Source organism: Streptomyces sp. NPDC055632, assembly GCF_053618675.1.
Window position 1 is genome coordinate 1 of sequence record NZ_JBSHHY010000038.1, and the last position, 12,928, is coordinate 12,928.

The following is a 12,928-nucleotide window of genomic DNA, read 5'->3' on the forward strand; positions in this document are numbered from 1 at the left end:
GTCCCGTTCTTGCGGACCTCGGTCAGCCGGCGCGACAGCCGGTGCGCGAGGTGGATCGGCAGCGGCATCAGCTCGGGCGTCTCGTCCGACGCGTAGCCGAACATCAGGCCCTGGTCGCCCGCGCCCTGCGCGTCCAGCCCGTCGCCGTCGGAGGCGTCCCCGGAAGCGTTCCCGGAGGTGCCCCCGGAGACGTCCCCGACCCGCTTCTCGTACGCGGTGTCGACGCCCTGGGCGATGTCCGGGGACTGCGCCCCGATGGACACCGACACGCCGCAGGAGGCGCCGTCGAAGCCCTTCTTCGAGGAGTCGTAGCCGATCTCCAGGATCTTGTTCCGCACGAGCTGGGCGATCGGCGCGTACGCCTTGGTGGTCACCTCGCCCGCGATGTGCACGAGGCCGGTGGTGATCATGGTCTCCACGGCGACGCGCGAGGTCGGGTCCTGGCTCAGCAGGGCGTCGAGGATGGTGTCGCTGATCTGGTCGGCGATCTTGTCCGGATGCCCCTCGGTCACGGACTCCGAGGTGAACAGACGGCGGGTCATGGCGAACTCCAGGTGGTGGGAGGGACGGCCGGCCGGTTCCGGTGCCGCCCGGCCGGTGCGTGGGTCATACGAGTCCTTCGGCCCCGCCCGCCCCGCCGGCCGCCGCGTGCGCGGCGGTGGCGGCGAGGACCGCGGCGAGGTCGCGGGCGGCGTCGGGTGCGGCCCCCGGGGCGCCGCCGATCGCGACGAGCGGGGGCGCCCAGCCGTGGGCGGCGATCCGCTGCGCCACGCCGTACGCGAGGGCGCCCGCGCCCGAGTACCCGCCGAGCAGGACGGGTTCGCGGGCGGCCAGGGCCGGGCCCAGGGCGGTCAGGCAGGCCGTCGCGTCCGCGGGCGCGGTGACGGTGGCCAGCGTCTGGGGCCCGCGGTGGTCGCGGGCCAGCACGTCGTAGCAGTTCTCCGGGGAGCCCGGCGGCGGGATCAGGCAGATCACGCCCGCGCCCGGCCCCGCGCCGGGGCGCAGCAGGCGCAGGGAGGACGGCGGTCGGTGCGCCATGCGGGGCACCGGGCGGCCCTCCAGGAGGCCGAGGACCTCCTCGACGGGCGTGGACCCCTCGACGGCGAGGGGGAGGTCGCGCAGCAGCCGGAGCAGTTGCGCCAGGCACTCGGAGGCGTCGGCGTCCGCGACGCGGGCGCGGTCGTGGACGACGGTCAGGGCCAGTCCGCCCACACCGTCGTGGCGGGCGGCGAGGGTCATGGGCACGCCCGTGTGCGCGCCGAACAGCTCCGGAGGCTCCACGCGCACGCCCTCGGCGGCCAGGTCCTCCCGCAGTTCGGCGGCCGGGTCGGAGAGCGGTCCGCAGAGAGGTCCGGAGCGCGCGGCCAGGAGGTCCGGCGGCTGGAAGACGACGACGGACTCGGTGAGTTCGTCGTCGGCCGCCCGGCCCGACCAGCCGTGGATCTGCCCGGCGGAGACCCATTCGTACGCGGTGGTGTCGAGGGCCCGGTCGGTCAGGGCGGCCAGCAGGTCGCGGATCCGGGTGCGGGGGCCGACGTCCACGGCCACGGGCAGCGGGTTGGCCAGGGCGCCCGGCATCCCCTCGGCCCCGTCGAGGGCGATGCCCCGGCCGGACACGGCCGCGGCGAAGGCCACCGGGGCGGGGGCGGGACGGGCGCGGTGGGCACGGTGGAGCAGCAGCGCCCAGGCGGCCTGGACGACGGTGCTCTCGGTGGCCCCGTGACCGGCGGCCCAGTCGCGCAGCCGGACCGTCTCGTGCGGGGTCAGGCGCTGCCAGGCCCGGCCGTGGCCCCGTCGGCCGGTGACGTCGCCGGTGACCCGGGCGGGCAGGGTGGCCGCGCCCGCCGGAGGCGCGGCACGGGACCAGAACGCCCGGGCGGGACCGAGGTCCTGGCCCTGTACCCAGCGGAGGTGGTCGCGCACGTCGGGGCGGCGCTCGCCGCCGCGCGCGCGCCCGTCGTCGAGGTAGGCGCGGTAGAAGGAGCGCAGCAGCAGGCCCATGCTGCGGGTGTCGATCAGGGCCTGGTGGTAGGTGGCGAGGATCCGGGTGCCCGGAGGGCCGGCGTCCCGGACCTCGTCGACGAGCACGATGCGCAGCGGACCGCCGCGCATCAGGTCGAACTCGCGCAGCCGCTCGGCGGCGACCAGCGTGTTCCACTCCGCGGCCCCCTGGGAACGGCGGGCGATCTGCGGGACGGCGGAGGGGCGCACGACGACGCGGGGCGGGTGGTGCGGGGCGGGGCGGGCCAGGACGGCGCGCAGCACGGCCTCCTGGTCGGTGACGCGCTGCCAGGCCGCCCGGAACCGCTCGGGGTCGAGCGGTCCGTACCAGTGCCAGTGGACCTGCTCGACGTGGAACCCGGCGCCGGGGTGGGTGAGGGAGCCGAGGAGGATGTCCTGCTGGCGGGGGGCGGCGGGGTGTCCGTGGGAGAGCGGGTACGGCCGCCGGGCGGCGACGAAGGCGGCCGGACCGCGGGGGAAGGAATCGACGGGGGCGAGGGACCCGGCGGGCTCGGCGGAGTCGACGGGCTCGACGGACGTGACCGACTCGGCGGGCTCGACGGACGCGAGGGGCTCGACCGACTCGTTGGACTCGGCGGACTCGGCGGACTCGACCGAACCGGCGGACTCGACGGACTCGACGGACTCCGGACCCGGAAGACCGTCCCGTACGCCGTCCCGGATGCCCTCCCGTACGTCCTCCTGAGCACCCTCCCCGTGCTCCTCCGGCGCCGCGCGGGGGGCGGTCTCCGGCCCGGTCAGGAGGTCGGCCAGCCGCCCCGCGTCGAAGGAGAGGGGCAGCCGGAGCGTGTGGTGGACCGGGGAGTGCCGGCGCAGCGCGGGCCGGGGCGGCGGGAACCGGTCGAGCAGCGGTTCGAGGGCGGCGGGCGCCAGCGGACCGTGCAGCTCCAGCGAGCTCGGCCGGCCGGGGGCGATGACCACCGTCACGGCCTGGGGTGCGGCCATGGTCATCGGTCCCTCCCGGGTCGGTTCGGCGCGGTGCGCTGCGGTCGGTTCTGTTCTGTGCGATCGGTCGCGTTCTGTACGGAATCGGCGAGGCGTCGGGAGTATGGGCGGGCGCGCCACGCGGCGCCGACGCGCGGCTGACACGGCGCTGACACGACGGCTCCCGGCCCGGTCACCGGGCCGGTCGGCGCGTCAGTCGGCGCGTCAGCCGGCCGCGAGCATCTCCTCGACGGCGCCCAGGAACCCGTCGTCGAGCATGGTGCGGACGGCGGTGTCCGGATCGGGGTCGAGACCCGCGTCGTGGCGGGCCACGCTGAGCAGGTAGCGGTCGAGCACCCGGTGGGTCCCGAAGGCCCACTCGCCGCGCGCGGCCGGGCTGCCGTCGGGGGCCGTCAGGTCCCCGCTCTCCAGGCCGAAGCCGAACTCCGTGAACCCCAGCCTCAGCCCTTGGCCCAGCGCCTTCGTGTAGGCCTCCTTCAGGGTCCACAGGCGCAGCAGCTCGGCGGCCTTGCGCTCCTCGGACAGGCCGGCGAGCTCGGCCTGCTCGGCCGGGGTGCACATGTGGTCGTGGAGCAGTTCGAAGGACATCCGCCGGCCGGCCGGTTCCACGTCGACCCCGATGCGGCCGGTGCGGCTGACGCCGACGGCGATCAGGTCGTCCGTGTGGCTCAGGCTGACGTCGATCTGGTCGAAGCCGCGGATGTAGGGCCGTCCACCGATCTTGTACGCGAGGTCGAGCGCGGCGGGATCCGTCCGCAGCGCCGCGGCGGCCGTGTACTTGACGACCATCCGCGAGGTGACGAAGCGGTAGCGGACGGCGGCGTCCTCGGTGCGCCGGTAGCGCGGCCAGTCGCGGCCGAGGAGGCGTCGCAGCTCCGGGGCGGCGAGGGCGGCCGTCAGCCACTCCCCCCAGGTCGCGTACACCACGGCGCTGCCGAGTCCCTCCAGGTCCTCGTGCAGGGCGTCCCAGGGGCCCCCGGGCCCGGTGACGTGGACGGGGGACGGGACGGCGCGCCCGTCCGGGACGCGGTGCTGCTCCGGCACGGTTCCTGACCTCCTCTGCGGCTGCTGGGGCGCACCGCCCGCGCGGGGCGGCGGTGCTCGGGGTGCGCGGCGTGCGGCTCACCGGTCGTCGGGGTGCACGGCGTGCGGGTCGCACGGCCCACCGGTCGTCGGGGCCCGGCGCGCGCGGGTCGCGCGGCTCACCGGTCGGGCGACGTGCCGTCGAGGTCGTAGCTGCGGCCCGCGCGGTAGCGTCCGACGACCTCGGCGAGCAGGTGCTCCGCACAGCCGGCGGGCGGCTCGGGCGCGGCGATGCCCAGCCGCCCGGCGAGCCGGGTCAGGGCGAGGACCGCCCAGGCGGGATCGGCGAGGAAGGGGTCGGTGCCGTCCTGCCCCTCCCAGACCCCGAGGACCGCGGCGGCGGCCAGGACCAGCGCGTACCGGTCGCCGAGGACGACGACCGCCGGGTCGGAGAGGCCCGCGTGCCCGGTGGGCAGCGCGGCGCAGGCCGTGCGCAGCGCCCGGAGTTCGCCGACGAACCCCTCGGCCAGTTCGCCGAGCACGGCGAGGGCGCCGCCGAGGGCGCGGTGCGCGGAGAGCCGGTCGGCGCAGGCCACCAGGGTGGCCGGCAGGAAGTCGTCGCCCCCGGCGAAGCCGAGCAGCCGGTAGTCGAGGTCGGGCAGGGCGGCGCCCGGGCGGAAGAGCTCGGGCGGGGGCTCCTCGGCCCGGAACCAGGAGCGCGCGGCGAGGGTGCGCAGCTGGGGGACGATGACGGCCTGGCAGGCGGCGGTGCCGGCGTGGCCGAGCCCGGCGACGGGCAGGTCGCGGACGACCTTCTCCAGGGCGCCGTACTGCGGGCTGCCGTGCTCGTAGCCGTGGGCGCCGAGCACGGAGGCGAGCTCCTCCAGGTCGTCGCGCAGCAGGTCGGGCACGACGTACTTGACCGCCGCGGCGAGCACGTGGGTGCGTTCGGGCAGCAGGCTCAGGGAGCGCAGGGCGACGGTGGCCATGGCGTCGCAGGCGAGCAGGTCGGCGAAGACCCCGGTGAGCGGCTTGTGCCAGCGCCGGGCCACGGGGGCGCTGCGGCCGGTGGTGACGGCGCGGACGGCCGAGTGCAGCACGGTGTCGACGGAGGAGACGGCGACGGCGGGGATGAGGCAGCGGTTGACCTGGAAGGTGCGCAGCGCGAGGGCGACGCCCTCGCCGGGGCGGCCGACCATGGCGTCCCCGGGCACGGGGCAGCCGGCGAGCTCCAGGCCGGAGAAGAGGCCGCCGCGCATGCCGGGGGTGTGCACGCGGGGCAGGTGCCGCACCGTGTCCCCGGGCAGGTCGCCGGGGCGCAGCAGGAAGACGGAGTGGCTGCGCGGCCCGCGTTCGGCCGCGGTGCGGGCGTAGACGACGTACGCGCCCGAGCGCGCGGCGTTCATGACGACGTCCTTGCGCCCGCTGAGCAGGTGGCCGCCGGGCACGGAGCGGGCCGTGAACTCGTCGCGCAGGATGGCGTTCGCGTGGGCGAGTTCGTGGTGGACGATCGAGGCCCGGCCGCCGCCGAGGAGGAGACCGGCGGTCTCCTCGCGCTGGCGGGGGCTGCCGGCGGCCCAGACCGCGGCGGTGGCGAACAGCGAGGTGATGCCGAAGCCGAAGCCGAGGGCGAGGTCGCGGCGGAAGACCGGGCGCAGCACCTTCGCGAGCAGGTCGGCCCGGGTCAGCCGGCCGCCGAGGGCGGCGGGCACGAACTCGGCGCCGAGCCCGTGCTCGGTGAGGAGGCGCTCGGTGGCGGCGGGCGGCCTGCGCAGGTCGTCCGCGGCGACGAGGGCGGCGATGCCGTGCGGGTTGGCGGGCCGCAGCGGGTCGCCGAGCAGGGACTCGAGCCGGGCGGCCCGCTCCAGCGCCCGCGCCTCGGGCGCGGGTCCGGTGGCGGAGTCGCTCACGGCTCCGGTCGGGGGGTCGCTCACGAATCCGGTCACGGGTTCGCTCACGGCTCCGGTCGGGGGGTCGCTCACGAATCCGGTCACGGGTTCGTTCACGGCTCCGGTCAGGGGGTCGTTCGCAGATCCGGTTGCGGCTCCGGCCGCGCGCGTTCCGGCGTACGGCGGCGGCGTCGGCGTGTCGGGCATCAGCGTGTCGGGCGTCGTGGTCATGGGCTGCCCGGTCACTGCCCCGGGCACAGCACGCGGACGGCGGACTCCGCGTGGCGGCGGGCGCGTCCGAGGGTGGCCGCGCCGGCGGCGCCCAGGGTGTCGCGCACGTACCGGCGGGCCTGGGCGAGGTCGGCGCCGCGTCCCAGGACGGACTCGACGGCCTCCTCCCGCAGCAGGACGCTGTGGGTGACGGCGGCGGTGACGCCGCTCTCGTCCGGGGTGACGGTCCACTCGCCGCAGTGGGCGGCGAGCAGCGGGGAGGTGCGGGTCTCCTTGAAGACGATCCGGCCCGCGTGGGGGAAGCAGACCCGCACGGACTCGGTGGTGACGGCGGGTCCGCCGGGGGCACGGGTGTCCGTGGTGACGACCTGGACGCCGGGCAGGTCCTCGCGCACGTCGGCCCGGACGACGTGGGCCAGGTGCTCGGGCCAGTCGCCGATCCCGTACAGGAAGTCGTAGACGAGTTCGGCGGGTCCGTTGACGCGCACCGACTCCTCGAAGGTCAGCCGGAGTCCGTCGAGCCGGGTCCACAGCTCGGCGGCCTCCTTCAGCCGGGCGAGCTCCGCGCGGCTGTTGTCGTCGGTGGCGCGGGTCAGCCACTCGGCGCCCGCGGGGTCGTCGCCCGCCACCGTGAAGTCGTGCAGCAGCGTGATCCGCGAGCGGTCGGCGCCCAGCTCCTCGACGATCCAGCGGCCGCCCATGTGCGAGGCGGGGGCCGCCGCGACCTCCTGGTGGAAGTCGATCGTGCGCCGCGCCGGGTCCAGGTGCCTGCGGGAGATCCACGAGGTGACGGAGCCGTTGGCCGTCACCCACATGCGGAACCGGTCCTGGACCCCGTCGAAGTCCAGCCGCTCGACGTGGATCGCTGGCGGCACGAGCAGCGGCCACTCCGTGGTGTCCGCGACCAGTCCGTACAGCACGCCCGCCGGGGCGGCCACGTCCACCGTGTACGACGTGCGACGCACTCTCTCATCCGACATCGGTCCACCCCTCTCTCGCCCTTGCGTCCGACTCTGCTCCGCCCCGCCGGAGGATCGCTCGACGAGCCCTCGAACCGCCGTCCACGGCGCGTACGGGGCCCCTGGACGGGTCCGGGGCCGCCGCCGTCCCGGAGGTCCGCGCCCCGACGAACGCCACCAGGGCGCCCACGGACCGGAAGTCCTCCAGGTCCAGGTCCTCCCGGCCGGCCGTGACGCCGAACTCCTCCTCGACGAAGGCCAGCAGTTCGAGCCCGAACACGGAGCTCACGTAGCCGAGGCCGAAGATGTCCTCGTCGTCGGCGAGTCCGTGCACGGGGAGGAATCGCGCGAGGTAGGCGGTGATCCTGGCCCGCACGTCCCCGTCGCCCGCACCGCCCCGCGCCGCGCCGCCGGAGCGCGCGGGGCGGGCGGGGCGGGCCGGTTCGTGCCGGGTCTGGGCGGGCCGTACGGGCACGGGCATGCGGTCCTCCGGAAGGCTGCGGCGCCGGGCCGCGGGCGGGGAGCCGCGGCGGCGCGGACGCGACGTGCTCGGCACGCTCTCAGCACCCTCTCGAGAAGGCGTGGACAACGGCTCGGACTCCGGACGGCGGTCGTCGGACACGCCGGCCGCTCCGGTGGATGCTGGACGCGACGGTCGAACGGGAAGGGTGGGGGGATGAGCGAAAGCCCTGGTGCGGGAAGCTGGTTCAGGAGGTTCAGGCCCGCTCCGCAGGCCCCGGTCCGGCTGGTGTGCCTGCCGCACGGCGGCGGTTCCGCGGGTTTCTTCCTCCCGGTGGCGCACGCGCTCGCGCCCGCGGTGGACGTGCTGGCCGTCCAGTACCCGGGCCGCCAGGACCGGCGCGGCGAGGAGCCGGTGGCGGACCTCCAGGTGCTCGCCGACCGGATCACCGCGGCCCTGGCCCCGTACCGCGACCGGCCGCTGGCCCTCTTCGGGCACAGCATGGGCGCCACCCTCGGCTTCGAGGTGGCCCGCCGCCTGGAGGCGGCCGGCGAGGTGCCGGCGGTCCTGTTCGCCTCGGGGCGCCCGGCGCCGTCGATCCCGTTCGAGGGCGGCCTCGGTGCGGCCGGGGACGAACGGCTGCTGGCCGAGATGGACGCGCTCGGCGGCACGGACGCCGCGCTGCTGCGGGATCCCGAGCTGCTGGCGATGGTCCTGCCGGCGCTGCGCGCCGACTACCGGGCGGTGGAGACGTACGCGTACCGGCCGGGGCCCGCGCTGACGTGCCCGGTCGTCGCGCTGACCGGGGACCGGGACCCGGTGGCCGACGTCGAGGGGGTGCTGGCCTGGGAGGAGCACACCACCGGCCCGTTCACCGCCGAGGTGTTCCCCGGCGGGCACTTCTTCCTGACGGACCGGGCCGAGGAGGTGCTCGCGACGGTCGTCGCGCACCTCGGCCCCGGCCCGCGCCCGGGCGCGCGGCGGACCGTGTTCACGCGACCCGCCACCGCTCGTCCTCCTGCCGCCACTCCTCCTCCCCCTCCTCCGCGTACCGCCTGACCTGCTCCATCACCGAGGCGCTGCGCCGGCCCAGGGTCCGGCGGACGTGCCGGCGGACCGTCTCGGAGGTGGCGTCGGGGCCGAAGAGCCCGGTGACGGGCCCGGCCTGGAGCAGCACCCCGTGCCGGGAGGTGAGGAGGGTGGCGCCCGCGCCGTCGTCGGCGACCGTCCAGATCCCGGTGTGGACGGCCAGCGGGGCGGGGGTCCGCGGCTGCTTGTGGACGACGAGCCCGCGCCCGGGCAGGCGGACCCGCACGGAGTCGGGCGGGACGGCCGGGACGCGGTACGGGCGGGGGCCGGGGCCCTCCAGGAGCGCGTACACGCGCTGCGGCGGGGCGTCGACGCGCACCGAGTCCTCGAAGCAGAGGACGAGTTCGTCGAGGCGTTCCCAGTGCGCGGCCAGCCGGGCCAGGTGGCCGGCCTCCTCGCGGAGGGCGGCCACGGCGCCGTCCCGCGCGGCGACGGCCTCCGGCGAGCGGCTCCCGGCCGGCGCGGGGGCGTCCACCTCCAGGACCAGCAGGGCGCGTTCGGCGCCCAGGTCCTCGACGGTCCAGCTCCCGGACGGCGCGCCGTCCGGGTCCGCCGGGTCCTCCTCGCGGAAGGCGATCCGGCGCGGGGCGGCGTCCGGGAGGCGCCGCAGGGTGCGCGGGCGGAGGACCCCGCCGGTGACGTCCCACCTGCGCAGCCGCTCGCCGGGCCCGTCGCACGGGAGGCGTTCCACGTGGACGGCGTCCGGCAGGTACAGGGGCCACTGCGGGGCGTCGGCGAGCAGTCCGTACACCAGTCCGGCGGGCGCCCCGATCTCGGTCCGGTGCACCGTGCCGCGGTTCCGTGCGGGCCCGGTCACCGGTGGCCCTCCAGGACCCGGGCGGGAGCGGTACGGGGCTCCGTGACCGTACCTGCGGGAGCGTCCGTACCGGTGAGGACGTCCGCATCGACAGGGGAGTCCGCGTCGGCGGGGACTTCGGCACCGACGGGAACGTCCGCGTCGGCGGGCGCGGCGGCCCGGTCCAGCGGGGCCAGGGCCCCGTCCAGGGCGGCCGCGGTCAGTTCGGCGCCGCCCGAGGCCGTGTAGCCGTCGGGCCGGACAAGGACCCAGGCGCCAGGCGCCAGGCCCAGGGCCGCGCGCAGCCGCCCGTCCGGGTCGGGGAGCCCTCCGGGGGTTCCGGCCGGGCCGCCGATGGTCCGTACGGACAGCCAGGAGCCGAAGGCCTCGCGGACGGCCCCGGCCGTCCGCCGGACCCGCTCGGGACCGTCGGCGACCAGGAGCGTCCAGCGGACGTCGCGCAGTTCGTCGCGCAGCGCGTCCGCCCCGGGGCCGCCGGGGTGGCGGGCCGCGGCCGCGGCGGCCCGGGTGCCGAAGGCCGGGCCCCGGCCGTCGGGCCGCCGGGTGGTGAGGCTGCTCTCGGGGTAGCCGAGCCGGAGTCCGGACATCGCGCCGAGGACCTTGCGCTGGATGGCGCGGCGCAGCGGGCCGACGTTGCGGACGAGGGTGAAGACGACCGGCAGCGCGAACCCGGCCACGGTGTTCTTGAACTGGACCAGGAAGGTGGCCTTGCGGGTGGAGCCGAGCAGGGCCCTGCCGACGGGCACGCGCTCCTCGCCGTAGGTGTCGAGGAGGCCGCGCCCGGCCTCGCCGCGGACGACCATGGCGAGCTTCCAGGCGAGGTTGTAGGCCTCCTGGACGCCGGTGTTCATGCCCTGGCCGGAGGCGGGGCTGTGCACGTGGGCGGCGTCCCCGCAGACGAAGACGCGGCCGTCGTGCATGCGGGGCACCATGCGCTGCTGGAAGGTGAAGACGGAGGTCCACTCGGGCTCGCCCACCCGGACCTCGCGGCCGAGACCGGCGCTCAGCTTGGCGCCGAAGCGCTCGGCGACGGAGGGGACGCCGGTGTCCCGCCCGCCCTTCGCACCGTTCTTCGCACCGGTGCCGACGGGGGAGGTGTCGAGGAGCCGCCACTGTCCCTCACGGCTGTACGGCACCATCATCAGGGCCTGGCGGCCGGTGTGGACCCAGTAGATGGTGTCCGGCGGGAGGTCGACGGTGACGGGCGCGTCGGCGAGCTCCCAGGTCTCGCTGGACTCGCCGATCAGCGGCAGCCCGAGCTGCTTGCGCACGGTGCTGTGTCCGCCGTCGCAGCCGACCAGCCAGCCGGTGGCGTACTCCTCGGTGGTGTCGTCGGCGTGTTCGAGCCGGGCGCGGACGCCGTCGCGGTCCTGCGCGAGCGAGGTCAGCCGGGTCCCCCACTCGACCCGGACGCCGAGCCGGGCGACGGCCTCGCGCAGCAGGGCCTCGGTGCGGGTCTGCTCCAGGAGGACGGTGTACGGGTACCGGGTGGGCATCGAGGAGTAGTCCGCCTCCAGGCGGACGAGCCGGCTGCCGCGCGCGTACATCGTGAACGCCCGGTTCCGCCGGCCGGCGGCGACGAAGGGCTCCGCGACGCCCATCTGGTCGAGGGTCTCCAGGGTGCGCGGGTGCACGGCGACGGCGCGGCTGGTGACGGCGGGGCCCGGGGCCCCGTCGATCAGGCGCACCCGCAGGCCGCGGCGGGCGAGTTCGTGCGCGGCGGTGAGGCCGACCGGACCGGCGCCGACGACCAGGACGTGGGAGGTCACGGGTGTTTCTCCTCTCGGGGGGCGCGGTACGGCGCCGAACCTGATCGATCGGTACCGAACCGGACCGAACTGGATCGATCTGAACCGGTCGGAACCGGTCGGTCCGATCCGGTGCCCTCACTGTCCGCAGGACCGCTTGAGGAATCTTCGAACAACTCTCGATCGGCGCCACGGATGCTGTCCGGACGCGCTGGACCGCAGGAACGGGACGGGTCCGGAAGCGTTCGACGACTCCCGAGGAGCGGCATGAGCACCTACACCACCCATCCCCAGGCGGCCTTCGCGGCCTCGGTGCCCGCGCCCGCCGCCGACCCGTACGTCGAGGCGCAGCGCTTCTACGCCCGGCAGGCCGAACTCCTCGACGACCTGCGGGCCGAGGCCTTCGCGGAGACCTTCACGGAGGACGGGACGCTGACCCCGTCCCCGGTGCGGAAGAAGTCGGTGGGGCGCGGGGAGATCGCCCGGTCCCTGCGCGCCGCGCACCACGCGCGCTTCGGGACCGAGCCCGTGCGCCGCCGGCACTGGTACGGCATGCTCCAGGTCGACGAGCGGCCCGACGGCACGCTGCGCACGCGCTTCTCCTCGATGGTGTGGGTGACGCGCCCGTGGAACCCCGTGTCGGAACCGGGCACGAGCGCGGTCGTGGAGGACGTCCTCGTACGCGACGGCGACCGGCTGCTTGTGCGGGAGCGCCGCATCACCCCGGACCACCTGTCGTTCTGACCCGCGGGCCCCGTCCGACGGGGCCGCGGACGCGCCGTACCGGCAGAACCTCACGTACGAACGAACGCGCCGTACCGGGGAAGAGCCCCGGTACGGCGCGTTCGCGCGTTCCAGCGGTGGCGGCCGGGCTCGGCCGTGAGCCGCCGGCAGACGGCCGTCAGCAGCCGGCCGTCTGCAGGTCGCCGCGCAGCAGGACGCGGCCCGCGCGGCCGATCAGCCGGGGCAGTGCGCGGTCCCGTACGAAGAAGTGGCCGCCGGGCACGGTGCGCCGGACGAACCGTCCGGTGGTCCACCCGGACCAGCCCGCGAGGTCGTCCGGCGTCGCCAGGGCGTCCTCGGTGCCGGCGACGGCAAGCACCGGAACGGGCAGCGGCCCGGCGGCGGACGGGGTCAGGGCGGCGGCGCGCAGGTCCGCGGCGAGCCGCAGGTCGTCGCGGAGCACGGGCAGCACCTTGCGGTGCCACAGGTCGCCGGGCACGGCTCCGGGCGGCGCGGCGCCGAAGGAGTCGAGGAACCGGACGAGTTCCCCGTCGGGGGCGTCCGCGGCCCGGGGCAGCCCCAGGGGCGCGTGGGGCGGCGGGCACGCCCCGACGGCCAGCAGCTCGGGCAGCGGCGCCCCGGCCTCGTGCAGGGCCCGGGTCAGGGTGTAGGCGATCATGCCGCCCAGGCTGTGCCCGTAGAGGACGTACGGCCCGGTCGGCGGGTCGTCGAGGAGCGCGCGCAGGTCGTCCAGGAGCGCGGCGCGCCCGGTGACCCGGGGCTCGCGCCGGCGTCCGTCGCGGCCGGGCAGCAGCCAGGGCCGCGGTTCCAGGGCGCCGCCGCTCAGCTCCCGCCACCGCCGGAAGGCACTGACGCCGGCGCCCGCGTGCGCGAAGCACACCAGTTGCACGCCCATGCCGGTCCTCCCGCGGTCGTCGGTTCCCGCCCGGACCCTCGCGCACCGCGCTGGAGGTCCGCTCGAACCCGCCGCCGCGGGGGCCGGCCCGGGGTCTTTCCGACCC

The 12,928-nt window shown here is 76.6% G+C and carries 11 protein-coding genes; 2 read left to right on the forward strand and 9 right to left on the reverse strand.

Translation table 11 applies throughout. The annotated features are described in order from the left end of the window. From ACWGSR_RS32020 to ACWGSR_RS32045, 6 genes are all read right to left on the reverse strand, one after another. A partial coding sequence (locus tag ACWGSR_RS32020; protein ID WP_453571807.1) for an S-adenosylmethionine synthetase N-terminal domain-containing protein occupies nt 1–542 on the reverse strand: 542 nt, incomplete at its 3' end. Nucleotides 543–606: 64 nt separating this feature from the next. Beyond that, a complete protein-coding gene (locus ACWGSR_RS32025; RefSeq protein WP_453571809.1) occupies nt 607–2,967 on the reverse strand; it encodes a condensation domain-containing protein in 2,361 nt (786 codons plus the stop codon). A gap of 204 nt (nt 2,968–3,171) precedes the next feature. Next, entirely contained in the window at nt 3,172–4,011 is an 840-nt protein-coding gene (locus ACWGSR_RS32030) for a 4'-phosphopantetheinyl transferase family protein (protein WP_383321461.1), read from the reverse strand. 158 nt (nt 4,012–4,169) lie between these two features. Next, nucleotides 4,170–5,948 (reverse strand): acyl-CoA dehydrogenase, encoded by a 1,779-nt coding sequence (locus tag ACWGSR_RS32035; RefSeq protein WP_453571812.1) that lies wholly within the window; start codon nt 5,946–5,948, stop codon nt 4,170–4,172. A gap of 173 nt (nt 5,949–6,121) precedes the next feature. Further along, complete coding sequence (locus ACWGSR_RS32040) at nt 6,122–7,090, reverse strand: aromatase/cyclase (protein ID WP_376245924.1); 969 nt, start codon at nt 7,088–7,090, stop codon at nt 6,122–6,124. Then, nucleotides 7,080–7,625 (reverse strand): acyl carrier protein, encoded by a 546-nt coding sequence (locus ACWGSR_RS32045; protein WP_453571815.1) that lies wholly within the window; start codon nt 7,623–7,625, stop codon nt 7,080–7,082. The genes ACWGSR_RS32040 and ACWGSR_RS32045 overlap by 11 nt, the downstream gene beginning before the upstream one ends. Before the next feature lie 120 nt (nt 7,626–7,745). Here ACWGSR_RS32045 and ACWGSR_RS32050 point away from each other — a divergent pair, with 120 nt between their 5' ends. Beyond that, a complete protein-coding gene (locus tag ACWGSR_RS32050) occupies nt 7,746–8,588 on the forward strand; it encodes a thioesterase II family protein (RefSeq protein WP_376245918.1) in 843 nt (280 codons plus the stop codon). On the opposite strand, the gene ACWGSR_RS32055 is transcribed toward ACWGSR_RS32050, so the two are convergent. Together ACWGSR_RS32055 and ACWGSR_RS32060 are read right to left on the reverse strand one after the other, a co-directional pair. Next, a complete protein-coding gene (locus tag ACWGSR_RS32055) occupies nt 8,521–9,435 on the reverse strand; it encodes an SRPBCC family protein (protein ID WP_453571818.1) in 915 nt (304 codons plus the stop codon). The genes ACWGSR_RS32050 and ACWGSR_RS32055 overlap by 68 nt on opposite strands. Next, nucleotides 9,432–11,204, reverse strand: coding sequence for an FAD-dependent oxidoreductase (locus ACWGSR_RS32060; protein ID WP_453571821.1), 1,773 nt, complete (start codon nt 11,202–11,204; stop codon nt 9,432–9,434). The genes ACWGSR_RS32055 and ACWGSR_RS32060 overlap by 4 nt, the downstream gene beginning before the upstream one ends. Before the next feature lie 246 nt (nt 11,205–11,450). On the opposite strand from ACWGSR_RS32060, the gene ACWGSR_RS32065 reads away from it, so the two are divergent. Continuing rightward, a complete protein-coding gene (locus ACWGSR_RS32065; protein ID WP_376245909.1) occupies nt 11,451–11,927 on the forward strand; it encodes a nuclear transport factor 2 family protein in 477 nt (158 codons plus the stop codon). 157 nt (nt 11,928–12,084) lie between these two features. On the opposite strand, the gene ACWGSR_RS32070 is transcribed toward ACWGSR_RS32065, so the two are convergent. Beyond that, nucleotides 12,085–12,822 carry a thioesterase II family protein gene (locus tag ACWGSR_RS32070; protein ID WP_453571823.1) on the reverse strand — a complete coding sequence of 246 codons (738 nt, stop codon included), beginning with the start codon at nt 12,820–12,822 and terminating at the stop codon, nt 12,085–12,087. Between the last annotated feature and the right edge of the window lie 106 nt (nt 12,823–12,928).

Bases quoted from the DNA above. Each gene is read 5' to 3' on its own strand.
- ACWGSR_RS32070 (WP_453571823.1), bottom strand. From the start codon at position 12,822: ATGGGCGTGCAACTGGTGTGCTTCGCGCACGCGGGCGCCGGCGTCAGT.
- ACWGSR_RS32050 (WP_376245918.1), top strand. From the start codon at position 7,746: ATGAGCGAAAGCCCTGGTGCGGGAAGCTGGTTCAGGAGGTTCAGGCCC.
- ACWGSR_RS32025 (WP_453571809.1), bottom strand. From the start codon at position 2,967: ATGGCCGCACCCCAGGCCGTGACGGTGGTCATCGCCCCCGGCCGGCCG.
- ACWGSR_RS32040 (WP_376245924.1), bottom strand. From the start codon at position 7,090: ATGTCGGATGAGAGAGTGCGTCGCACGTCGTACACGGTGGACGTGGCC.
- ACWGSR_RS32065 (WP_376245909.1), top strand. From the start codon at position 11,451: ATGAGCACCTACACCACCCATCCCCAGGCGGCCTTCGCGGCCTCGGTG.